This is a genomic window from Streptomyces sp. NPDC041191, from assembly GCF_055591945.1.
The window spans coordinates 150357-172299 of record NZ_JBVIZC010000005.1; the positions used below are offsets into that span (position 1 = coordinate 150357).

At 72.7% G+C, this 21943-nt stretch carries 18 protein-coding genes and 2 tRNA genes; 10 read left to right on the plus strand and 10 right to left on the minus strand.

Going from position 1 to position 21943, the window contains the following annotated elements:
• Positions 1-61 precede the first annotated feature (61 nt).
• The 3 genes from ACZ6AQ_RS11885 to ACZ6AQ_RS11895 form a co-directional block, all read right to left on the minus strand.
• Complete coding sequence (locus ACZ6AQ_RS11885; protein WP_388693112.1) at positions 62-679, minus strand: ATP-dependent Clp protease proteolytic subunit; 618 nt, start codon at positions 677-679, stop codon at positions 62-64.
• A gap of 316 nt (positions 680-995) precedes the next feature.
• A complete protein-coding gene (gene tig / locus ACZ6AQ_RS11890) occupies positions 996-2384 on the minus strand; it encodes a trigger factor (RefSeq protein ID WP_468759422.1) in 1389 nt (462 codons plus the stop codon).
• Positions 2385-2555: 171 nt separating this feature from the next.
• Positions 2556-2632, minus strand: a tRNA-Pro gene (locus ACZ6AQ_RS11895).
• Positions 2633-2776: 144 nt separating this feature from the next.
• Between ACZ6AQ_RS11895 and ACZ6AQ_RS11900 the strand changes: the two genes are divergently transcribed.
• A tRNA-Gly gene (locus tag ACZ6AQ_RS11900) sits at positions 2777-2850 on the plus strand.
• A 134-nt stretch (positions 2851-2984) separates the two neighbouring features.
• Positions 2985-4583 carry a hypothetical protein gene (locus tag ACZ6AQ_RS11905; RefSeq protein ID WP_468759423.1) on the plus strand — a complete coding sequence of 533 codons (1599 nt, stop codon included), beginning with the start codon at positions 2985-2987 and terminating at the stop codon, positions 4581-4583.
• Positions 4584-4670: 87 nt separating this feature from the next.
• Here ACZ6AQ_RS11905 and ACZ6AQ_RS11910 read toward each other — a convergent pair whose 3' ends face one another.
• From ACZ6AQ_RS11910 to ACZ6AQ_RS11925, 4 genes are all read right to left on the minus strand, one after another.
• Positions 4671-4865, minus strand: coding sequence for a hypothetical protein (locus ACZ6AQ_RS11910; protein WP_190156661.1), 195 nt, complete (start codon positions 4863-4865; stop codon positions 4671-4673).
• Between the two features lie 156 nt (positions 4866-5021).
• Positions 5022-6167 (minus strand): PP2C family protein-serine/threonine phosphatase, encoded by a 1146-nt coding sequence (locus ACZ6AQ_RS11915; protein WP_468759425.1) that lies wholly within the window; start codon positions 6165-6167, stop codon positions 5022-5024.
• 114 nt (positions 6168-6281) lie between these two features.
• Positions 6282-7091 (minus strand): Fpg/Nei family DNA glycosylase, encoded by an 810-nt coding sequence (locus tag ACZ6AQ_RS11920; RefSeq protein ID WP_468759427.1) that lies wholly within the window; start codon positions 7089-7091, stop codon positions 6282-6284.
• Positions 7091-7585 carry a ribose-5-phosphate isomerase gene (locus ACZ6AQ_RS11925; RefSeq protein ID WP_468759429.1) on the minus strand — a complete coding sequence of 165 codons (495 nt, stop codon included), beginning with the start codon at positions 7583-7585 and terminating at the stop codon, positions 7091-7093. The genes ACZ6AQ_RS11920 and ACZ6AQ_RS11925 overlap by 1 nt, the downstream gene beginning before the upstream one ends.
• 196 nt (positions 7586-7781) lie before the next feature.
• Here ACZ6AQ_RS11925 and ACZ6AQ_RS11930 point away from each other — a divergent pair, with 196 nt between their 5' ends.
• Positions 7782-9230 (plus strand): amino acid permease, encoded by a 1449-nt coding sequence (locus tag ACZ6AQ_RS11930; protein WP_468759431.1) that lies wholly within the window; start codon positions 7782-7784, stop codon positions 9228-9230.
• A 91-nt stretch (positions 9231-9321) separates the two neighbouring features.
• Here ACZ6AQ_RS11930 and ACZ6AQ_RS11935 read toward each other — a convergent pair whose 3' ends face one another.
• Positions 9322-9915, minus strand: a complete 594-nt coding sequence (locus ACZ6AQ_RS11935; protein ID WP_468759433.1) for a biotin transporter BioY — start codon at positions 9913-9915, stop codon at positions 9322-9324.
• Between the two features lie 262 nt (positions 9916-10177).
• Between ACZ6AQ_RS11935 and ACZ6AQ_RS11940 the strand changes: the two genes are divergently transcribed.
• The 3 genes from ACZ6AQ_RS11940 (at position 10178) to ACZ6AQ_RS11950 (ending at position 14115) form a co-directional block, all read left to right on the plus strand.
• Entirely contained in the window at positions 10178-11599 is a 1422-nt protein-coding gene (locus ACZ6AQ_RS11940; RefSeq protein WP_468759434.1) for an amino acid permease, read from the plus strand.
• A 251-nt stretch (positions 11600-11850) separates the two neighbouring features.
• Entirely contained in the window at positions 11851-13263 is a 1413-nt protein-coding gene (locus ACZ6AQ_RS11945; protein WP_468759436.1) for an amino acid permease, read from the plus strand.
• A gap of 207 nt (positions 13264-13470) precedes the next feature.
• Positions 13471-14115 carry a superoxide dismutase gene (locus ACZ6AQ_RS11950; protein ID WP_468759437.1) on the plus strand — a complete coding sequence of 215 codons (645 nt, stop codon included), beginning with the start codon at positions 13471-13473 and terminating at the stop codon, positions 14113-14115.
• 132 nt (positions 14116-14247) lie between these two features.
• Here the strand turns inward: ACZ6AQ_RS11950 and ACZ6AQ_RS11955 are convergent, their stop codons facing one another.
• Positions 14248-14883 (minus strand): mycothiol-dependent nitroreductase Rv2466c family protein, encoded by a 636-nt coding sequence (locus ACZ6AQ_RS11955; protein ID WP_388693091.1) that lies wholly within the window; start codon positions 14881-14883, stop codon positions 14248-14250.
• Between the two features lie 146 nt (positions 14884-15029).
• On the opposite strand from ACZ6AQ_RS11955, the gene pepN reads away from it, so the two are divergent.
• Complete coding sequence (pepN, locus tag ACZ6AQ_RS11960; RefSeq protein ID WP_468759438.1) at positions 15030-17579, plus strand: aminopeptidase N; 2550 nt, start codon at positions 15030-15032, stop codon at positions 17577-17579.
• Positions 17580-17852: 273 nt separating this feature from the next.
• Entirely contained in the window at positions 17853-18857 is a 1005-nt protein-coding gene (locus ACZ6AQ_RS11965) for a hypothetical protein (RefSeq protein ID WP_468759440.1), read from the plus strand.
• 119 nt (positions 18858-18976) lie between these two features.
• Here ACZ6AQ_RS11965 and ACZ6AQ_RS11970 read toward each other — a convergent pair whose 3' ends face one another.
• Positions 18977-19450, minus strand: a complete 474-nt coding sequence (locus tag ACZ6AQ_RS11970) for an NUDIX hydrolase (protein WP_388693085.1) — start codon at positions 19448-19450, stop codon at positions 18977-18979.
• Between the two features lie 171 nt (positions 19451-19621).
• On the opposite strand from ACZ6AQ_RS11970, the gene ACZ6AQ_RS11975 reads away from it, so the two are divergent.
• Both ACZ6AQ_RS11975 and ACZ6AQ_RS11980 read left to right on the plus strand, forming a co-directional pair.
• The gene (locus tag ACZ6AQ_RS11975; RefSeq protein WP_468759441.1) at positions 19622-20638 is read left to right on the plus strand and encodes an aspartate-semialdehyde dehydrogenase; all 1017 of its coding nucleotides are present in this window, start codon (positions 19622-19624) and stop codon (positions 20636-20638) included.
• 82 nt (positions 20639-20720) lie between these two features.
• On the plus strand, positions 20721-21917 hold the full coding sequence (locus ACZ6AQ_RS11980) for a TerD family protein (RefSeq protein ID WP_468759443.1): 1197 nt from the start codon (positions 20721-20723) through the stop codon (positions 21915-21917).
• Positions 21918-21943: the final 26 nt, after the last annotated feature.

The following is a 21943-nucleotide window of genomic DNA, read 5'->3' on the forward strand; positions in this document are numbered from 1 at the left end:
TGGGTGTTCACCGTCCTGGTGGCGTTCGGTGGGCTGGGGCTCTTGAGCTGGCCGGCGGGGCTCAGGCGCCCGTGCCGCCGCCGCCGGGAACGCCCGAAGCGGCAGAGATGATCTCGTCGATGAGGCCGTAGTCCTTGGCCTCCTCCGCGGTGAACCAGCGGTCGCGGTCGCCGTCGCGGATGATCGCCTCGACGGTCTGGCCGGAGTGGTGCGCGGTGATCTCGGCCATGCGCCTCTTGGTGCGCAGGAGGTACTCGGCCTGGATCTTGATGTCCGAGGCGGTGCCACCGATGCCGGCGGAGCCCTGGTGCATCAGGATGTCGGTGTTCGGCAGCGCGAAGCGCTTGCCGGGGGTGCCGCCGGTCAGCAGGAACTGGCCCATGGAGGCGGCCATGCCCATGCCGATGGTGACGACGTCGTTCGGGATGTACTGCATGGTGTCGTAGACGGCCATGCCGGCCGTCACCGAGCCACCGGGGCTGTTGATGTAGAGGTAGATGTCCTTGTCCGGTTCGGCGGCCAGGAGGAGCATCTGGGCGGTGATCTTGTTGGCGATGTCGTCGTCGACCTGCTGGCCGAGGAAGACGATGCGCTCGCCGAGCAGCCGGTTGTAGACATGGTCGCCGAGGCCGCCACCGATGGACGGCTCACCCGCGGCGTAAGGCTTCAGATTCGTCACGTATCCACCTGCTCGTCTCCGACGGCCCGGGGCCGTCTCAGCGTCTCGTTCAGAGGGCACTGCCCCGTATTCATGGACCCTAACGCGCAGGTGGGACAACGCCATCCCGGTTCCCGAACTGTTCGCTGGGAGCGCAAGGTAGTTGGGGCGCCGCAGGGCCCTTCCGGCGGGCGCGCGCGGCCCTCCCGGCCCGGCCCCGCGCCGGGTCCCCGGAAGGCCCCCCGGTACGCCCGCGGGCCCGTACGCACGGTCGGTGCGTACGGGCCCGCGGGACGGGACCGGGCGGGGGCGCGGGGCCCCTCGCCGCTTCCCCGGCCTACTTCTCCTCGGAGCCCTCGGAGTTCTCGGGGGAGTCGGCGTCGGCGGCCTCGACGGCGGTGTCGGCCTCGTCCTCGTCGTCGGAGAGGTCCACGACCTCACCGTTGGTGTCGACGACCTTGGCGGCCTCGACGACGACCGCGAGGGCCTTGCCGCGGGCGACCTCGCCGACGAGCATCGGCACCTGGCCGCCCTGGGCCACGGCCTGGGCGAACTGGTCGGGGCTCATGCCGGAGGAGGCGGCACGGCGGAACAGGTGCTCGGTGAGCTCCTCGCGGGAGACGTCGAGCTTCTCCCGGTTGACCAGCTCGTCCAGGATGAACTGGGTCTTGATGCCCTTCTCGGCCTGCTCCTTGGTCTCGGCCAGGAACTCCTCCTCGGTCTTGCCCTGGAGCTCCAGGTACTTCGCGAGGTCGATGCCCATCTGGCCGAGCTGGTGGTGCTCCAGGTTGTGCTTGCGGGTGTTGATCTCGTCCTCGAGGAGCTTCTCGGGCATCGGGACCTCGACCAGCTTGAGGAGCTCGTCGAGGACGCGCTCCTGGGCCTGGGTGGCCTGGTCGAACTGCTTCATGTTCTCGAGGCGCTTGCGGCTGTCGGCCTTGAGCTCGTCGAGGGTGTCGAACTCCGACGCCATCTGCGCGAACTCGTCGTCCAGCCCGGGAAGCTCGCGGGCGGCGACGGCGGTGACCTTGACGGTGACCTCCGCGTCCTTGCCCTCGGCGGAGCCGCCCTTCAGCTGCGAGGTGAAGGTGGCCTCGCCGCCGGCCTCCAGGCCCTTGACGGCCTCGTCGATGCCGTCGAGCAGCTCGCCCGAGCCGATGGTGTACGAGACGTCGCTGGCGACGCCGTCGGGCAGGACCTCGCCGTCGACCTTGGCCTCCAGGTCGATGGTGACGACGTCGCCGTCCTGGGCGGCGCGCTCGACCGGGGAGGTCGAGGCGAAGCGCTCGCGGAGCTGCTCCACGGACTTCTCGACGTCCTCGTCGGTGACCTCGACCGGGTCGACGGTGACCTCGATGCCGGAGTAGTCCGGGATCTCGATCGCCGGGCGGATGTCCACCTCGGCGGTGAAGGCCAGCAGCTCGCCGTCCTTCAGCTCGGTGATGTCGACCTCGGGCTGGCCGAGCGGGTTGACCTCGGCCTCGTTGACGGCCTCGGTGTAGAACTTCGGGAGCGCGTCGTTGACGGCCTCTTCCAGCACGGCGCCGCGGCCGAACCGCTGGTCGATCACGCGAGCCGGGATCTTGCCCTTGCGGAAGCCCTTGACCGTGACCTGCTGGTTGATCTTCTTGTACGCCGCGTCGAGGCTGTCCTTGAGCTCCTCGAAGGGCACCTCGACAGTGAGCCGAACCCGGGTCGGGTTCAGGGTCTCCACGGCGCTCTTCACGGTTCGGTCTCCTTGTGGCTGATTCCTGGATTCCGCCGGGCCCGCGCGAAGCGGTTCCGGCCGATCGGCCCGGTCAGAAAGACACACGGGCACGCAGCTTGCATAGTAACCGCAAGCGGGAGGACGGCCACAACATGATCAAGAACGCCCGGGGCGGGCATACGGTCGTCGTGGTCGGGGTGGCGGGATTTGAACCCACGGCCTTCCGCTCCCAAAGCGGACGCGCTACCAAGCTGCGCCACACCCCGTCGGTGCGACACGTAGGGTACATGCACGGGGACTGTCCGGCGCTCCCTCTTTCGCGGAGCGTGCTCCGGGTGTGCGAAGAGGGGTGCGGACCCGCTACCATGCTCTTCGTGCCGCGGTCCTGGTGACCTGCGGCGCGATGCTGTGCGGGTGTAGCTCAATGGTAGAGCACTAGTCTTCCAAACTAGCTACGCGGGTTCGATTCCCGTCACCCGCTCCACAGGTCCACGGCCCGGTTCGCCTCGCGCGATCCGGGCCGTGGTCGTTTCCGGGTTCCTCCGGGCCGCTCCGGTGACGTTTCCCGCCTCCCTTATTCGCCACGCGGCCGGCCGGGCAGTCGCTATGTTCCTTCTGATGATCATCGGATCGAGGGAGGGGAATTCCATGGGGAACGGGACGGGAAGGGCGAGACGGCCGGTCGTGGTGACCGCGCTGGCGCTGGCCTGCGCGGCCGGAATGCTGGGCGCCGGGCCCGCGCGGGCCGCGGAGCTTCCGTACACGCCGACCGGGCCCACGCTCTGGCCGGGCGGGTGCGCGACCGCCGGCGAGCTGCCGTGGGTGGGGAACACGGATCTGAGCCTGTCCGTCGGAGTGGCGGGCGACGGTGCCTGGCAGCACCTGGAGGCCCGTTTCCGGGTGTGGCGGGAGGGCGCCGGGGAGACACCGGTCGTCGACGTCCCCGTCTCCACCTCTCCCGGATCGACGGCCCGCCTCTCCGTCCTGCGGGACCAGGTGCCGGCGGAGGGACCGTACTGGTGGCAGGCGCGGATCGAGGGCGCCGACGGCGTCTCGGGATGGACCGCGCCCTGCGGCTTCCGGACCGACCACACGGCGCCCGCCGCCCCCTCGGTCACGTTCACGGACGCCGAGCGGTACCCGCAGGGGGCGCCCTCCGGGGTCGTCCGCACCGTGCGGTTCAGCCTGCCGCCGGGGACCGAGGCGAAGGGCGTCTGCTTCAACCCGGAGCGGATGATAGGGGTGTCCGAGGACGACTGCGACAGCCAGTGGGCGCCCGTGGGGGCGGACGGGACCGCGACCGCCTCCTTCGCCTCGCCCGAACGCCCCGGTCCGACGGTCCTCCACGCCCGGACGGTCGACCGGGCGGGCAACGTCTCCGAGACGCTCCAGGAGTTGTACCGGGTGGCGTACCCGTTCGCCGAGCCCTTCGGCGACTACACCAGTGACGGCCGCGCCGACCTCCTCGGCGTCGGCGCGGACGGGAAGCTGACGCTGCGGGCCGGCCTGGAGGGCGGCGGCTTCGCCGCGCCCGTGGTCGCGGACGAACGGGACTGGTCGGGTGCGCGGCTCGTGCGGGCGGGGTGGATCACCCACCGGGACGGGCCCGCCCTGGACAACGACGTCCGCAACGACGTCGTCGCGCTCCGGGACGGGAAGCTCTTCGTCCACCCGGGCGACGGCGAGGGCGGCTTCGGCGCTCCCGTGGAGATCACCGGTTACGACTGGTCGCGCGTCACGGACGTCGCGTTCCGCCGGGACGAGAGCTCCCTGCTGCTGGCCAAGGAGGGCGACCGGCTCCTCCTCTTCGACCTGAACACCTATGGCCGGCCGAGCGTCGGCGAGCCGTCCGTCCTCGCCGCGAAGGGCTGGGCGGCGAAGTCGGTCCACTTCTCGGACGGGCCCGCCGAGTCGGGCATGCCCTTCTTCTGGGCCCGGGACGCCAGGCGGGGGACGCTGGAGTACTTCCCCCTCGAGTACGGCACGGCCGAGCCCTGGGTCCTGGGGACGCCGACCACTGTCGCCGCGTCCGGCTGGACCGCGCGGCAGCGTCCCCTCGTGGCTGTCGTCGGGGACCTGGACGGTGACGGGCGGAGCGATCTGGTCAGCGGCGGCCGCTCGGGGCCCCTGCTGCTCCACCCGGCCGCCGAGGACGGTTCGCTGGGCACCCCGGCGGCACTGTCCGTACCGGACCGGAACGGCGTCGTCTTCTTCTGACGGCACGCGGCACCCCACCGCCACGGGCCCCGCCGGAATCGGCGGGGCCCGTGGCCGGTCCGGGGCCCGTGGCCGGTCCGGGGCCCGTCAGAACTTGATGGACGCGACCGTCTGCGTTATCGAGTCCAGGAAGCGCTGGATGTCGTCGGCCATCCCGGTGGAGGCGAGGAAGAAGCCGAAGAGGACCGCGACCACGGCGGGACCGCCCTTGAGGCTCCCCCCGCGGATCAGCACCACCATGATGATCGCCAACAGCAACACCACAGACAGCGAAATGGCCACAACAGATCACACCCTCGGTCGGTCCCGCCTTGCCCACCAGGGAGTCCGTGTCCCGGAACACCCCCCGCTGTCCCCATCGTGCCACCAACCCCCATGCCCCCGCTGCCCGGTGACGAACCGTCGAGCGGAAGATCACATCGTGCCCGGGGGAGGCCGTCAGGAGCGGCGGCTGATCAGCAGCAGCGCCCGGTCGTCGTTGACGTCCTTGGCGACGGCCTCGATGAGGTGCCGGGCCACGCCCTCGAAGCCCTCGGCGACGCAGCGGTCGGCCTCGCCGGTGAGCCGGTCGATGCCCTCGGCGATGTCCCGGTCGGCGGCCTCGACCAGCCCGTCGGTGAAGAGCATGAGGACGTCGCCGGGGCGCAGGGAACCCTTGACCGGGTGGAACTCGGCGCCGTCGTAGACGCCGAGGAGCGGGCCCTCGGCGGCCTTCTCCTCCCAGCGTCCGCTGCCCGCGTGGAGCTGGAGGGCGGGCAGGTGCCCGGCGGAGTAGAGCTCGTAGTCGCCGGACTCCAGGTCGAGGACGAGGTGGACGGAGGTGGCGAAGCCCTCGTCCCAGTCCTGGCGCAGCAGGTAGCCGTTGGCGGCGGGCAGGAAGCCGTGCGGCGGGAGCGAGCCGAGGAGGCCGCCGAAGGCGCCGGAGAGCAGCAGGGAACGGGAGGCCGCGTCCATGCCCTTCCCGGAGACGTCGGTGAGGACGACCTCCAGGGTGCGTCCGTCGTGCGTGCGGGCGGCGACGACGAAGTCGCCGGAGAAGGACTGGCCGCCGGCCGGGCGCAGCGCCATCTCGCGGTGCCAGCCCGCGGGGAGCCGGGGCAGGGCGCTCTGGACGCGGATGCGTTCGCGCAGGTCGAAGAGCATGGTGCCGCCGCGCCGCCAGGGCACGCCGACGCGGGCCCGGAACTGGGCGATGAGGAGTCCGAAGAAGCCGCAGGCGGCGACGACCAGGACGGTGCCGGGGGTGACCCGGGCGGGGCCCCGGGTGTACGGGCCGAGGACGACGGACTCGACGATGAGGGCGCCGGCGGCGGCCGCGTACAGGCCGAGCAGGCTGGCGGGGCGCAGCAGCAGGCCGCCGGCCACGATGGGCAGGGCGAGGGCGGTGGGCGCGCACCAGACGGGGTTCAGGAGGGTGCCGCAGGCGATGGCCGGGATCATGAGGAGGAGACCGGCGAAGGCGAGCCAGTCGGCGCCGTCCCCCCGGAAGTGGTCGACGGCGGATCTGCGCAGCACGGTGCGGACCCGGCGTGCGCGCCTGCGCGTCCGGGCCGCGTACGTGTCCACTCCCGTGCGGTGTCCCATTGGGCTGGACCCTATCCATCCCGGCCGGTGTCGCGTAGGGGTACCCCGGTGACGGGACGCGGAAGGGCGACGCGGAGGGGGCGCCGTGCCCCCGCTCCGGACCGGCGCCGTCCGCTAGCGGGTCTGGCAGCCGGGGCACCAGAAGAGGTTGCGGGCCGCCAGGCCGGCCGTGCGGACCGTGGTGCCGCAGACGAGACAGGGCAGGTGGGCGCGGCGGTAGACGTAGACCTCGCCGCCGTGGTCGTCGACGCGGGGCGGCCGGCCCATCGCCTCGGGGGTGTGCTCGGGCCGTACGGTGTCGATGCGGTTGAGCCGGACGCCCTCGCGCATCAGTGCGGCGAGGTCGGTCCAGATCGCGTCCCACTCCCCCGCCGTGAGGTCCTTGCCGGCGCGGTACGGGTCGATGCCGTGCCGGAAGAGGACCTCGGCGCGGTAGACGTTGCCGACGCCGGCGACGACCTTCTGGTCCATGAGCAGTGCGGCGATCGTGGTGCGGGACCTCGTTATCCGGCGCCACGCCCTGTCCGGGTCGTCGCCGTCCCGGAGCGGGTCGGGGCCGAGGCGGTCGTGGATCGCCCGCTTCTCGTCGTCCGTGATCAGGGCGCAGGTGGTGGGGCCGCGCAGGTCCACGTACGCCTCGGGGTTCGCCAGCCGCAGCCGGACCGTGTCGGCGGGCGGCGGGGCCGGGGCGTCCCCGAAGGTCACCCGGCCGAAGAGGCCGAGGTGGATGTGGACCTGGCCGAGGCCCGCGAAGCCCAGGAAGAGGTGCTTGCCGTGGGCCTCGGCGGTCTCCAGGACGGCACCGTCCAGCAGGGCCGCCGAGTCGGCGAACCGGCCCTGGGGGCTGGAGACGCGCACGGGCCGGCCGCCGAACCGTTCGCGGTGGTCGGCGGCCAGCCGGTGGATGGTGTGCCCCTCGGGCATCAGGCGGTCGGCTCCTGCGGGTGGTGGGCCGGGATCGGGGGCAGCTCTCCGGTGTTCTCGTACGCGGTGAGCATGTCGATCCGGCGGGTGTGGCGCTCGTCGCCCGAGTAGGGCGTGTTCAGGAAGATCTCCACGAACGTGGTCGCCTCCTCCCGGGTGTGCATCCGGCCGCCGACCGAGATCACGTTGGCGTTGTTGTGCTCGCGGCCGAGGGCGGCGGTCTGCTCGCTCCAGGCGAGGGCGGCGCGCACCCCCTTCACCTTGTTCGCGGCGATCTGCTCGCCGTTGCCGGAGCCTCCGATGACGATGCCCAGGGAGTCCGGGTCGGCGGCCGTCCGCTCGGCGGCGCGCAGGCAGAACGGCGGGTAGTCGTCGAGGGCGTCGTAGACGTGGGGACCGCAGTCGACGGGCTCGTGGCCGTGGGCCTTCAGCCACTCGACGAGGTGGTTCTTGAGTTCGTAGCCGGCGTGGTCGGAACCGATGTAGACGCGCATGGAGCCGAGTGTGGCACGTCCGGACCCGGGTATCCGGCAGCGGGGTCGGGTCCTCCGTCCGGCCCGGTACGGACCTTCGCCCTCCGGGAGACCGTCCGCGCAACAATCCGGAATGAGGTATTCCGATCATCCCCCTCCACGGGGTTGAATACCGGGGCTCGCGACCCGAGCACCCCCCAGACACGAGGAAGCGTCCATGAACACGCAACCGACCCTGACGAAGGACGGCGGGACGGCCGGCACCCCCGGAACGCCCGACTCCCCCGACGGCCTCAAGGCGGGCCTCAAGAACCGCCACCTCTCGATGATCGCCATCGGCGGCGTCATCGGCGCCGGCCTCTTCGTCGGCTCCGGTTCCGGCATCGCCGCCGCCGGGCCCGCGATCCTCCTCTCCTACGCCCTCGTGGGCGTCATGGTCGTCTTCGTGATGCGGATGCTGGGCGAGATGGCCGCCGCCCGGCCCTCCTCCGGCTCCTTCTCGGCCTACGCGGACCAGGCCCTCGGCCGCTGGGCCGGTTTCAGCATCGGCTGGCTGTACTGGTTCTTCTGGGTGGTCGTGCTCGCCGTCGAGGCGACCGCGGGCGCCAAGATCCTGGAGGGCTGGGTCCCGGCCGTGCCGCAGTGGGGCTGGGCGCTGATCGTGATGCTGGTGCTCACCGCCACCAACCTCGCCTCGGTCGCCTCCTACGGCGAGTTCGAGTTCTGGTTCGCCGGCATCAAGGTCGTCGCCATCGGCGCCTTCGTCGTCGTCGGCCTGCTCGCGGCCTTCGGGGTGCTGCCGGGCTCGGACAACCCGGGCACCGGGTTCGCACACCTCACCGACACCGGGGGCTTCTTCCCGATGGGCGCGGGCGCGATCCTCACCGGCGTGCTGATGGTGGTCTTCTCCTTCATGGGCAGCGAGATCGTCACCCTGGCGGCCGGCGAGTCGGAGGACCCGCAGCGCGCGGTCTCCCAGGCCACCAACAGCGTGATCTGGCGGATCGCGGTCTTCTACCTGGGCTCGATCCTCGTCGTCCTGACCCTGCTGCCGTGGAACGACAAGGCGATCGTCGAGAAGGGCTCGTACGTCGCCGCCCTCGACTCCATCGGCATCCCGCACGCCGGCCAGGTCATGAACGTGATCGTCCTGACGGCCGTCCTGTCCTGTCTGAACTCGGGCCTCTACACCGCCTCCCGCATGGCCTTCTCGCTCGGGCGGCGCGGCGACGCGCCGAAGGCGTTCGCCCGTGTCGGCAAGCGGGGCGTGCCCCGGGCGGCGATCCTCGGCTCGGTCGTCTTCGGCTTCGTCGCCGTCTTCTTCAACTACGAGTGGCCGGACACCGTCTTCGCCTTCCTGCTGAACTCCTCCGGCGCGGTGGCGCTCTTCGTCTGGCTGGTCATCTGCGTGACCCAGCTGCGGATGCGCGGGATCATCCTGCGCGAGTCGCCGGAGAAGCTGGTCGTGCGGATGTGGCTCTTCCCGTACCTGACCTGGGCGACGATCGGCATGATCGTCTTCGTCCTCGGCTACATGGTCTACGACGGCGGCAGCGCCCGGGAGCAGGTCCTCCTCTCGCTGCTCGTGGCGGCGCTCGTGGTCGCGGTGGCGCTGGTCAGGGAGCGGATCGCGAAGACCTCCCCGAAGACCCCCCTGGAGCGGTGACCGCGCCACCGCGTGCGAGAACCGCGTCCGTACGGACGTGAAGAGGGCCCCGGCGCGTTCCGCCGGGGCCCTCTTCGCGTGCGTACGGGGCTCAGCCCTTGCGGCCCACGAGCTTCCAGGCGGCCGGGAGGACGCCCATCGCGAGGGCCGCCTTGAGGGCGTCGCCGATCAGGAACGGGGTGAGGCCGGCCGCGACGGCCCGGCCGGGGGTCATGCCGGTGGCGAGGGCCAGGTAGGGCACGCCGACCGCGTAGACGATCGCGGAGCCCAGGACCATCGCGCCGGCCGTGCGGAGCACCGAGCGGTCGGCGCCGCGGCGGGCCAGGGCGCCGACGACGGTCGCGGCGAGGAGCATGCCGAGGACGTAGCCGAAGGACGGCATCGCGTAGCCCGACTTCGCCTCGGCGAACCACGGGACGCCCGCCATGCCGACCAGGGCGTACACGGCGAGGGAGAGGAAGCCCCGGCGGGCGCCGAGGGCGGTGCCGACGAGCAGGGCGGCGAACGTCTGGCCGGAGACCGGGACCGGGGAGCCGGGGACCGGGACCGAGATCTGCGCGGCGAGACCGGTGAGGGCGGCGCCGCCGACGACCAGGGCGATGTCGCGGGCGCGGCTCGCGGGGATCAGGTCGGCGAGGACGGTGCCCGCCCGGAGGGAGCGGACGGGGGCGGCGGCGGTGCTCATCGGTACTCCGCGGGGGTGAGGGTGGAAGGGACAGGTTGACGCTATGCCAGGAGTGAACGTTCGATCACCGTCAGCGGCCGACAAAGCGGGAGGCGGCCGCTTCATGGAGTTCCGACAAAGAACGGTCCACACGCCGGGCGCCACGTGACCCTCGTCACTGGTCGATCGTCAGGAGACGTCCCTTTTGCGTCCGGGAGGCGTTGACGGGGAGACTGTGGAGTCCCCATAAAGCACCCCCTCCCGAGAACACGAGCCTCCCACCATGCGCGACGCCCCGCCGTCCCCTCCGACCGCCGAACCGGAGCCCCTCTCCCACGGGCTGAAGCGGCGTCACCTGACGATGCTGGGGCTCGGCGGGGTGATCGGCGCGGGCCTCTTCGTGGGGTCGGGCGCCGGCATCGCCGTCGCCGGGCCCGCCATCGTGATCTCGTACCTGATCGCCGGCGCGCTCGCGATGCTGGTGATGCGGATGCTGGGCGAGATGTCGGCGGCGATGCCCGCCTCGGGCGCCTTCTCGGTGCACGCGGAGCGGGCGCTCGGCCGGTGGGCGGGCTTCTCGGCGGGATGGCTGTACTGGTTCCTGCTCGTGGTGGTCCTGGCCGTGGAGGCGACGGGCGCGGCCCGGATCGCGCACGGCTGGGTGCCGGGGGTGCCGCAGTGGGGGTGGGTCCTCGTCCTCATGGTCGTGTTCACCCTCGCCAACCTGACGGCGGTGAAGAACTTCGGCGAGTTCGAGTTCTGGTTCGCCGCGCTCAAGGTCGGCGCGATCGTCCTCTTCCTGGTCCTGGGCGTCCTCGCGATCGTCGGATGGCTCCCGGACACGGACCCGGTCGGGCTCGCGAACCTGACCGGGCAGGGTGGTTTCCTGCCGAACGGCTGGTCGGGGGTGGTGTCGGGCGTGCTCGTCGTCGTCTTCGCCTTCGGCGGCCTGGAGGTCGTGACGATCGCGGCGGCCGAGTCGGACGACCCGGCGCGGAACGTGGCGCGGGCGGTGCGCAGCGCCGTGTGGCGCATCCTCCTCTTCTACGTGGGGTCGATGCTGGTGATCGTGACGCTGCTGCCGTGGACGTCGATGCGGCCGGGCGAGTCGCCGTACGTGGCGGTCCTGGACGCGATCGGGGTGCCGGCGGCGGGCCGGATCATGAACGTGGTGGTGTTCGTGGCGCTGCTCTCGGCGCTCAACGCCAACCTGTACGGCTCCTCGCGGATGGTGTTCTCGCTGGCCGAGCGCGGGGAGGCGCCGAAGGGGCTGCTCACGGTGTCGGCCGGAGGGGTGCCGCGCCGGGCGGTGCTCGCCTCGGTGGCCTTCGGCTTCGTCTCCGTCCTGCTCAATCTGAAGTGGCCGGATTCCGTCTTCCTCTACCTGCTGAACTCGGTCGGCGCGGTGCTGCTCTTCGTGTGGGGCCTGATCGCGGTCTCGGAGCTGCGGCTGCGGCGCCGGATCGAGCGGGAGGCGCCCGGGGCGCTGACGCTGCCCATGTGGGGCTTCCCCTGGCTGACCTGGGCGGCGCTCGCGGCGATGGGGGCGGTGCTCGTCCTGATGCTGTGCGACGGGGGCGCGCGGCCGCAGGTGCTGTGGTCGGGGGCGGCGACCGGGGCGGTGCTGGTGGTGGCGTGGGCGCGGGAGCGGCGCGCGAAGGGCGCGGACCGGGACGGGACGGCGGAGGGGCCCGGAACCGGGTGACGGGGCCGGGCGGGGCCGGGTGACGGAACCGGGGCCGGACGGGGCCGGGTGACGGAGCCGGAGCCGGGCGGGGCCGGGCGGCGGGGCCGGTGACGGAACCGGCCCGCGCACGGGTGCGCGCACGAAACGGAACCGGATCTTCACCTTGCGTGAAGCCCATGCCCGCATAGCGGACACCTGTTCCTTCCCGGCGGTGCGCCCGCCCAGACTGAGGCGCGTTCCCCCGTCTCAGCCAGTGAACAGGGCGGCCCATGACCCGGACCACCGCGCCCGCGCCCGTCGACCGCGAGGGCGACGCCGCGCCCCCCGGCCAGGGGCTCTCCCCCGGCCTCAAGCAGCGCCACCTCTCGATGATCGCCCTCGGCGGCGTCATCGGCGCCGGGCTCTTCGTCGGCTCCGGCGCCGGCATCGCCGCCGCCGGGCCCTCGATCGTCATCGCCTACGCCCTCTCCGGCGTCCTCGTGATGCTGGTGATGCGGATGCTGGGCGAGATGTCGGCCGCCAACCCCGCCTCGGGCTCCTTCTCCGTCCACGCCGAGCGCGCCTTCGGCTCCTGGGCGGGCTTCACCTCCGGCTGGGCCTTCTGGTTCCTGCTCTGCGTCGCCGTCGGCCTGGAGGGCATCGGCGCGGCGCAGATCATGACGGGCTGGTTCCCCGGCAGCCCCGAGTGGGCCTGGGTCGCGCTCTTCATGGCGGTCTTCACCGTCACCAACCTGGCGGCCGTGAAGAACTTCGGCGAGTTCGAGTTCTGGTTCGCCGCGCTCAAGGTCGGCGCGATCGTCCTCTTCCTCGGCGTCGGCGCGCTCGCGATCACCGGCCTGCTGCCCGGCGCGGACGCCCCCGGCACCGCCCACCTCGCCGGGGACGGCGGCTTCTTCCCGCACGGCTCCGAGGGACTGATCGTGGGCCTGCTGGCCTCGGTCTTCGCGTACGGGGGCCTGGAGACGGTCACCATCGCGGCGGCCGAGTCGGAGCACCCGGTCCGGGGCGTCGCCAAGGCCGTCCGTACGGCGATGTGGCGGATCGCCCTCTTCTACGTCGGCTCCATGGCGGTCATCGTCACCCTGGTGCCGTGGGACGACCCGGCGGTCGTCGAGAAGGGCCCGTACGTCGCCACCCTCGACCACCTGGGCATCCCGGCCGCCGGGCAGATCATGAACGTGGTCGTGCTCGTCGCCCTGCTCTCCGCGATGAACGCCAACATCTACGGCGCCTCCCGGATGGCCGGTTCGCTGGTCGCGCGCGGCCAGGGCCCGAAGGCGCTCGGCCGCGTCTCCGGCGGGGTCCCCCGCCCGGCCGTGCTCGCCTCCTCCGTCTTCGGCTTCGGCTGCGTCCTGCTGAGCTACTGGCGGCCGGACGACGTCTTCGTCTGGCTGCTCAACACCATCGGCGCGGTCATCCTGGTCGTCTGGTTCTTCATCGCCGCCTCCCAGCTGGTGCTGCGCCGCCGCACCGAGCGCGAGGCGCCCGGGAAGCTGGTCGTACGGATGTGGGCCTTCCCGTACCTGACCTGCGCGGCGCTGGCGGGCATGGCGGCGGTCTTCTTCCTGATGGCCCGCGAGGAGGGCACCCGGGTGCAGCTGTACTCGACGGGCGGCCTGACCGTCCTGCTCGCCGTCGTCGGCCTCGTACGCCAGAGGGCGGCGGAGCGCCGGGCCTCCTGACCGCGCCCCCGATCCGCCCGGAGCCCCCGGACCCCGCCCGGTCCGGGGGATTCGCCGTGTCCGGACCCGTACGCGGCGAGGGGGACACGAGGCCACGAGAACACGGGAACACGGAGTGAAAGAGCGATCACCCATCCACCGCATTTACTGTTAGCCTGCACCTGCACATAGGTTGCAATAAGCAGGAGCAGTCGAAGGGCCGGACGCATGGCGATCTACACACTTCCCGAGCTTCCGTACGACTACGCGGCGCTGGAGCCGGTGATCGATCCGCAGATCATCGAGCTGCACCACGACAAGCACCACGCGGCCTACGTCAAGGGCGCGAACGACGCCCTGGAGCAGTTGGCGGAAGCCCGCGACAAGGACCAGTGGGGTGCGGTCAACGGCCTGGAGAAGAACCTCGCGTTCCACCTCTCCGGCCACATCCTCCACTCCATCTACTGGAACAACATGAACAGCCCGAAGGACGGGGGCGGCGGCGAGCCGCTGGCCGCCGACGGCGTCGGCGACCTCGCGGACGCGATCACCGAGTCCTTCGGCTCCTTCGCGAAGTTCAGGGCCCAGCTCACCAAGGCGTCCGCGACCACCCAGGGCTCCGGCTGGGGCGTCTTGGCGTACGAGCCGGTCAGCGGCCGCCTGATCGTCGAGCAGGTCTACGACCACCAGGGCAACGTCGGCCAGGGCTCGGTCCCGATCCTGGTCTTCGACGCCTGGGAGCACGCCTTCTACCTGCAGTACAAGAACCAGAAGGTCGACTTCATCGAGGCCATGTGGCAGGTCGTCAACTGGCAGGACGTGAACAGGCGCTACCGCGCCGCCAGGGCCTCGGTCCCGCTGATCTCCTTCTGAGCCGGGCCGCCGCCGGCCCCCCGTCGCCCCACTCGTGATCGTCTTCTCAGCCTTCACGTGCGGGCGGAACGAGGAAGAACCCCCGCGATGACGTGAATCGCGGGGGTTCTTCCGTACGTACGGGGCCGGTGACTACTCGAAGCTCGGCGCCGCCGTCCGGGTGCGCTTGATCTCGTAGAAGCCCGGAGTGGACGCCACGAGCAGCGTGCCGTCCCACAGCCGGGCCGCCGCCTCGCCGCGCGGGGCCGGGGTGACGACGGGGCCGAAGAAGGCAACCTCCTCGCCGTCCGGGCCGGGCACCGCGATGACCGGGGTGCCGACGTCCTGGCCGACCTTGTCGATGCCCTCCTTGTGGGAGGCGCGCAGCTCGGTGTCGTAGGTGTCCTTGTCGGCGTACTCCACCAGGTCCTCGGGCAGGCCGACGTCCTTCAGCGCGCCGGCGATGGCCTCGCGGGTGGGGCCCTCGCCGTTGTTGTGGAAGCGGGTGCCGAGCGCGGTGTAGAGCTTGCCGACGACCTCGTCGCCGTGCAGCTCCCGGGCCGCGATCACGACGCGGACCGGGCCCCACGCCTTGGTCCGCAGCATCTCCTGGTACTCCTCCGGGAGCTCGTCGATCCGGTCCTCGTTGAGCACCGCCAGGCTCATGACCTTCCACCGCACGTCGACCGGGCGCTGCTTCTCCACCTCCAGCATCCAGCGGGAGGTCATCCAGGCCCAGGGGCACAGCGGGTCGAAGTAGAAGTCGGCGGTGGTCCTGTTCTCGGACATGTCACTCCTCGGTACGGCCGCGTGAAAAGAAGGTGGTGTGCCGAAAGGGAGGAACACGGCGGGTGCCCGGCGGCATTCCCGTGCACCGGAGACAGTGGCACATGGGAGGATCGGTGCTGTTTCGAACGCGCCACGAAGGAGTGACCGTGCCCGGTGAGAACCTGTCCCGCGACGAGGCCCGCGAGCGGGCCGCGCTGCTGTCCGTCGACGGTTACGAGGTCGACCTCGACCTGCGCTCGGCGGTCGGCGACTCCGACGAGGCGGTGCGCACCTTCCGTTCGGTGACGACGATCCGCTTCCGCCGCACGGGGACGGGCACGAGCACCTTCGCGGACCTGATCGCCCCCTCGGTGGACGCGGTCACCCTGAACGGGCGCTCCCTGGACCCGGCGGAGGTCTTCGACGGCGCGCGGATCGCCCTCGACGGCCTGGAGGACGAGAACACGCTGGTGGTGGACGCGCGGTGCGCCTACAGCCGGACCGGCGAGGGCATGCACCGCTTCGTGGACCCGGAGGACGGCGAGGTCTACCTCTACACGCAGTACGAGCCGGCCGACGCCCGCCGGGTGTACGCCACCTTCGAGCAGCCCGACCTCAAGGCCCCGCACCGCTTCTCGGTGACCGCCCCCGAGGGGTGGACCGTCTGGTCGAACGGCGCCGGGGAGCGGGACGCCGAGGGGGTGTGGCGGTTCGCGGAGACGGTCCCGGTCTCCACGTACATCACCTGCGTGGTGGCCGGTCCGTACCACTACGTCACCGACACCTACCGGCGCGGCGACCTGGAGATCCCGCTCGGCGCGATGTGCCGCAAGGGCCTCGCGAAGCACTTCGACGCGGACGACGTCTTCCTGATCACCAAGCAGGGCCTCGACTTCTTCCACGACAACTTCGACTTCCCGTACCCCTTCGGGAAGTACGACCAGGCGTTCGTCCCCGAGTACAACCTCGGCGCGATGGAGAACCCGGGCCTGGTGACCTTCCGCGAGGAGTACGTCTTCCGGGGCAAGGTCACCCAGGCGTCGTACGAGGCGCGGGCCAACGTCGTCCTGCATGAGATGGCGCACATGTGGTTCGGCGACCTGGTCACCATGGTGTGGTGGGACGACCTGTGGCTGAAGGAGTCCTTCGCGGACTTCATGGGCGCCTTCGCGAACGCCGAGGCGACCCGCTTCACCCACAGCTGGGTGACCTTCGCCAACAACCGCAAGTCCTGGGCGTACCGCGCCGACCAGCTTCCGTCCACCCACCCGGTCACGGCCGACATCCGCGACCTGGAGGACGCCAAGCTGAACTTCGACGGCATCACGTACGCCAAGGGCGCCTCGGTGCTCAAGCAGCTCGTGGCGTACGCCGGGCGGGACGCGTTCCTGGAGGGCGCGCGCCGCTACTTCAAGCGCCACGCGTACGGGAACACGCGCCTGGGCGACCTGCTCGCGATCCTGGAGGAGACCTCCGGGCGCGACATGCGGGCGTGGGCGCGGTCCTGGCTCCAGACCTCCGGCGTGAACGTCCTGGCGCCGGACGTCACCTACGACGCCGGGGGCCGGATCACCGAACTCGCCGTCCTCCAGGAGGGCGACGAACCGCGTCCGCACCGGACGGCCGTGGGCCTGTACCGGGTGGGGGCGGACGGCGCGCTCACGCGGTACGCGCGGGCCGAGGCGGACGTCACCGGCGCCCGCACGGTCGTGGCCGCGCTCGCGGGCGAGGAGCGACCCGACCTGGTGCTCGTCAACGACGACGACCTCACGTACTGCAAGATGCGCTTCGACGAGGGTTCGCTCGCCACCCTGCGGAAGCACCTGGGCGACGTCACCGACCCCCTGGCCCGCGCCCTGTGCTGGTCGGCGCTGTGGAACCTGACCCGTGACGGGCTGATGCCCGCCCGGGACTTCGTCGCCGTCGCGCTCGCCTTCGCGGGCCGGGAGACCGAGATCGGCGTCCTGCAGATGGTGCACGCCTGGGTGAGGTCGGCCGTCACCCTGTACGCGGCGCCGGAGTGGCGCGAGGAGGGCGGCCGGTTGCTCGCCGGGGGCGGGCTGCGCGAGCTGCGGACGGCGGAGCCGGGCAGCGAGCACCAGCTCACCTGGGCGCGGTTCTTCGCGGCGACGGCCTCCACGGACGCCGACCTCCAGCTCCTGGAGGGGCTGCTCGACGGTACGGCGCGGATCGACGGCCTGGACGTCGACCAGGAGCTGCGCTGGGCACTCCTTTCGCCGCTCGCCGCGCACGGGCGGGCGGACGAGGTCCGGATCGGCGAGGAGCTGGCCCGGGACGACACGGCGACGGGCAAGCGCCACCAGGTGCGGCTGCTCGCCTCGCGCCCGTCGGCGGCGGTCAAGGCGCAGGCATGGGCGCAGGTGGTCGAGTCGGACACCCTGTCGAACGCGCTCGTCGAGGCGACGATCGCGGGCTTCGCCCAGCCCTCGCAGCGCGAGCTGATCGCCCCGTACGCGGAGAAGTACTTCGCGGCGATCGAGCGCCTGTGGGCCGAGCGGTCGATCCAGATCGGCATGGACGTGGTGCGGGGCCTGTTCCCGGCGCTCCAGGACGACGCGGCGACGCTGGCCGCCACGGACGCCTGGCTGTCGGCCCACGAGTCGGCCGCGCCGGCGCTGCGCCGCCTTGTCCTGGAGGCGCGCGACGACCTGGCGCGGGCGCTGCGCGCGCAGGAGTGCGACCGCGCGGCGGTCTGACCCGGTGGGGACGGCGGGGGTCGCGGGCTCCGGGCCCGCGGCCCCCGCCGGCGTGCGCGGGGGCGGGGGAAACTCCCCCGCCGGCGTGTGCGCGGTGGGGAAGCTCCCCCGCCGGCGTGTGCGGGGTGGGGAAGCTCCCCTCGTCGGTGCGGGGAGAAGAGTGCACCGCCCCTCGGCATTCGAACGCGCGTCCTTTAGGGCGGTCTTGTCCCCGATTGTCGACGGATGCGTAACAGAGGTTAGGGCAGCCTTCGGAAGCGGAAGACCCCCGGCATGAACCACAACGCCCCCCTCACCCCCCGCCCCCTCCCCCTCACCTCCCGCACCGGCCGTACGCAACGCCTCGCCACCGCCTCCCAGTTGAGGGCCCAGGGCATTCCCGCCGCCGAGGTCGCCGCGCAGTGCCGGCCCGGCGGCTGGCAGCAGCTCCTCCCCGGCGTCTTCCTGCTCCACCCCGGGCCGCCCACCGGCGAGGACCGGCTGCGCGCCGCGCTCCTCTACGCCCGCGGGCCCGGCGCCCTGCCGCGCCAGGAGCCCGAGGCGATGATCACCGGGTTCGCCGCCCTGGCCCTGCACCGCTTCCCCTCCGCTCCCCCGCTCACCACCCTGGAGCGGATCGACGTCCTGGTCCCGCGCACCCGGCGGCCGCGCTCGACCGGCTGGGTGCGGGTGGTGCGCGCCCCGGAGGCGCCGGAACCGGTGGAGCTGACCGGCGTCCCCGTCGCCCCGGTCGCCCGCGCCGTCGCCGACGCGGTGGCGGGCCTCTCGGAGACGGGGGAGGTCCGCGCGCTCCTGGCCGAGGCCGTGCGCGGCGGACACTGCGAACCGGGCGCGGTGGTGAGGGAGCTGAGCCGGTCGCGGCTGCTCTCCCGGCCGTACGTGGCGGACGCGGTGGACGTGCTGCTCACCGAGGGGCGCCCGCTCTCCGAGGAGCGGCTGTACGAGATGGTGCGGGACTTCGGCCTGCCGGACCCGCTGTGGAACGTGGACCTGCGGCTGCCGGGCGGCCCGCACCTGGGCGGGGTGGACGCCTACTGGCCGGACCAGGCGGTCGCGGTCGAGCTGGACACCCGGGCGCCCCGGCGGGACGACGAGGGGGAATGGTCCGAGCGCGCCCGCAGGCGCGAGCACCTGGAGCGGCTCGGGATCACGGTCGTCCACCTCACCCCGCGCAAGCTGCGCGAGGCGGCGGACCAGCAGGCCACCGTGGTCCGCACGGCCCTGATGGCCGCGGCGGACCGGCCCCCCGCCGCGTACGTCGTCGTCCTGCCCCGGTGAGGACCGCTCTCTGGCCCTCCCCGGCCCTCCCCGGCCCTCCCCGGCCCTCCGCGAGCCCGAGCGGCCCCGCGCGGCGCTTCCCGGGCCGGTCGTTCCCCGTCGCTCTCGGCCGTCCGCCCTCAGTCGTCCCGCATGAGCGGGTCACCGAGCCGGGAGCGGCCGGTCGGGGGGCGTTCGCGCCACAGGTCGAGGCCGATGTCGACCAGTTCGACGCGGGGGAGGCCGGGGACGGCGGAGAGCGGGTGCCAGGCGGCGAGGTCCGTGGAGCCGTCGGTCTCCGCGCGCAGTTCGCCGCCGGTGATCCGGGCCTCGTAGACGATCCGGAGGCCCTGGAAGTCACCGGGTTGGCGGAGGCGGCGCGACCAGTTGCGGCGGATGGAGTCGATGCCGAGGAGGACGGTGGGTTCGGCGGTGTACCCGGTCTCCTCCTCGACCTCGCGGACGACGGTCCGCACGGGCTCCTCGCCGTGGTCCATGCCGCCGCCCGGCAGCGTCCACCGCCTGGTGCCGTCGTCCGCCACCCAGCGGGCGAGGAGGATCCGCCCGTCCCGGACACACACGGCGTAGGCCGCCACCCTCACGTCCCTCTTCATGCGAAGAGGGTAGGGCCGGCGCCCGGGGGCGGGCGGCCCCGCGGCGCGGCCGGGCCGGACGGCGGGGCCGTCCGGCCCTTGGACAATGGATTGGACAAACCGGCCGTGAGCACACGCATCATGGTCCGGCAGCACCCCGCCCATACGCCCCACAAGCACGGAGGAGTCCCCGTGAAGGTCGGAATCGTCGGAGCCACCGGTCAGGTCGGCACAGTCATGCGCGGCATCCTGGCCGAGCGCGCGTTCCCCCTCGACGAGCTGCGGCTCTTCGCCTCCGCCCGTTCCGCCGGCACCGTCGTGGACGGCATCACGGTCGAGGACGCCTCCACCGCCGACTACACCGGCCTGGACATCGTGCTCTTCTCGGCCGGCGGCGCCACCTCCAGGGCCCTCGCCGAGAAGGTCGCCTCGCAGGGCGCCGTCGTGATCGACAACTCCTCCGCCTGGCGCCGCGACCCCGAGGTCCCCCTCGTCGTCTCCGAGGTCAACCCGCACGCGGTCAAGGACCGCCCCAAGGGCATCATCGCCAACCCGAACTGCACCACGATGGCCGCGATGCCGGTCCTCAAGCCGCTCCACCAGGAGGCCGGCCTGACCGCACTCGTCGCCACCACCTACCAGGCCGTCTCCGGCTCGGGCGTCGCCGGCGTCGCCGAGCTGGACGGCCAGATCAGGGCCGTCGCCGGGAACGCCGCCGCGCTCACCCACGACGGCGGGGCCGTGGACTTCCCCGAGCCCGGCGTCTACAAGCGCCCGATCGCCTTCAACGTGCTGCCGCTGGCCGGTTCGATCGTGGACGACGGCACCTTCGAGACCGACGAGGAGCAGAAGCTCCGCAACGAGTCCCGCAAGATCCTGGAGATCCCGGACCTCAAGGTCTCCGGAACCTGCGTGCGCGTCCCGGTCTTCTCCGGCCACTCCCTCCAGGTCAACGCCCGCTTCGCACGCCCGATCGGCGTCGAGCGCGCCCAGGAGCTGCTGAAGGACGCGGAGGGCGTCGAGCTGTCCGAGATCCCGACCCCGCTCCAGGCGGCGGGCAGGGACGCCTCGTACGTCGGCCGCATCCGCGTGGACGAGACCGTCGAGAACGGTCTCGCGCTCTTCGTCTCCAGTGACAACCTGCGCAAGGGCGCCGCGCTGAACGCCGTGCAGATCGCGGAGCTGGTCGCGGCCGAGCTGCGGGGCTGACACCCGCGCGTACGCCCGGAGGGGCGGCGTCCCGTCGGGGAAGCCGCCCCTCCGGCGTGTCCGTCCGTGCCAGAGTTCCCCCATGAACCGGATACCCGAGCGGGGCGACGTCCCGCTGCCCCCGGGGGCCCTCCACCTGGCGGTCGGCTGGCGCACGGGGCGCGGAGTGCCCGACGTGGACGTGTCGGCGCTGCTCCTGGGGGCCGGGGAGCGGGTGCGGGGCGACGCCGACCTGGTCTTCTACAACCACGCCCGGCACCCGTCCGGGGCCGTGCGGCACCTGGGGCGGTCCGCCCCCGGCGCGCCCGGCAGCCCGGCCGCCGACTGGCTGTGGCTGGACCTCGCGCGCGTGGAGCCGGAGACAGAGCGGCTCGTGATCGCCGCCTCCGCCGACGGGGGAGCCCTCGGACGGGTGCCCGGTCTCGACCTACGGGTCACCGACGCGGCCGGGGCGCCCCTCGTGTACCGCCCGCTCGGGGGCGCGACGACCGGGACGGCCCTCGTCGTCGGGGAGTTCCGCCGCGACGGCGGCGGCTGGGGCTTCCGCGCGGCCGGCCGGGGGTACGCGTCGGGGCTCGCCGGGCTCGCGACGGACTTCGGGATCGTGGCGGAGCCCCCGCCGCCTCCCGTCCCGGGCCCCGGGTACGTCCCGCCGCCCGCTCCTCCCCCGCCGCGCGCCGCCCCGCCCGCGCGGACGTCCGACCCGTACGGCGGGGAGTTCCGGCCCGCCGCGTACCGGGGGCGCGGGCGGGAGACCGTGCGCTGCGGCCCGGACCTGCCGGCGGGCCGCTGGGTGCTCGTGGAGATCGAGTCGTACCACTCGCTCTCCACCACGGTCGAGGCGTGCGACGCGTACGGGCGGCCCACCGGGTACCTGCTCGCGGCGTACGAGGACGACGTCCGCGCCCGTACGGTCGCCCTCGTCCCGCGCGCCCGCCCGCTCTCCCTGCGGGTGGAGGCCGACGCGCCCTGGACGCTGCGGGTGCTGCCGCTCTCCCGGGCGCGCCGGTTCGACAGCCACGTCGAGGGCCTGGCGCACGACCTGGTGCGCTACGACGGGCCGGCCGCGGTCCTGGACTTCCTGCACCTCGGCGCGTCCCGCTTCACCGTGCACCGGCACGCCCCGGCGCCGGACCCGCTCCACGACGACGAGGAGCGGGACCTGCTGGTCGACGCGGCCGGCGGGACCGGCGGGGTCCGCGTGTCCGTCCCGGTCCCGGGCCCCGGGCTGCTGCGGATCGGCGGCGACGGGCCGTGGAAATGCGCCGTGCGTCCTTGAGCCGCCCCGTGGAAGGATGGGCCCCA

Excerpts from the sequence above, each read along its gene's own strand:
- ACZ6AQ_RS11930 (WP_468759431.1), top strand. The coding sequence starts at position 7,782 with ATGAACACGCAACCGACCCTGACGAAGGACGGCGGGACGGCCGGCACC.
- ACZ6AQ_RS11950 (WP_468759437.1), top strand. The coding sequence starts at position 13,471 with ATGGCGATCTACACACTTCCCGAGCTTCCGTACGACTACGCGGCGCTG.
- ACZ6AQ_RS11945 (WP_468759436.1), top strand. The coding sequence starts at position 11,851 with ATGACCCGGACCACCGCGCCCGCGCCCGTCGACCGCGAGGGCGACGCC.
- ACZ6AQ_RS11965 (WP_468759440.1), top strand. The coding sequence starts at position 17,853 with ATGAACCACAACGCCCCCCTCACCCCCCGCCCCCTCCCCCTCACCTCC.
- ACZ6AQ_RS11940 (WP_468759434.1), top strand. The coding sequence starts at position 10,178 with ATGCGCGACGCCCCGCCGTCCCCTCCGACCGCCGAACCGGAGCCCCTC.
- ACZ6AQ_RS11905 (WP_468759423.1), top strand. The coding sequence starts at position 2,985 with ATGATCATCGGATCGAGGGAGGGGAATTCCATGGGGAACGGGACGGGA.
- ACZ6AQ_RS11955 (WP_388693091.1), bottom strand. The coding sequence starts at position 14,883 with ATGTCCGAGAACAGGACCACCGCCGACTTCTACTTCGACCCGCTGTGC.
- ACZ6AQ_RS11980 (WP_468759443.1), top strand. The coding sequence starts at position 20,721 with ATGAACCGGATACCCGAGCGGGGCGACGTCCCGCTGCCCCCGGGGGCC.
- ACZ6AQ_RS11935 (WP_468759433.1), bottom strand. The coding sequence starts at position 9,915 with ATGAGCACCGCCGCCGCCCCCGTCCGCTCCCTCCGGGCGGGCACCGTC.
- ACZ6AQ_RS11920 (WP_468759427.1), bottom strand. The coding sequence starts at position 7,091 with ATGCCCGAGGGGCACACCATCCACCGGCTGGCCGCCGACCACCGCGAA.
- ACZ6AQ_RS11970 (WP_388693085.1), bottom strand. The coding sequence starts at position 19,450 with ATGAAGAGGGACGTGAGGGTGGCGGCCTACGCCGTGTGTGTCCGGGAC.
- ACZ6AQ_RS11915 (WP_468759425.1), bottom strand. The coding sequence starts at position 6,167 with ATGGGACACCGCACGGGAGTGGACACGTACGCGGCCCGGACGCGCAGG.
- ACZ6AQ_RS11925 (WP_468759429.1), bottom strand. The coding sequence starts at position 7,585 with ATGCGCGTCTACATCGGTTCCGACCACGCCGGCTACGAACTCAAGAAC.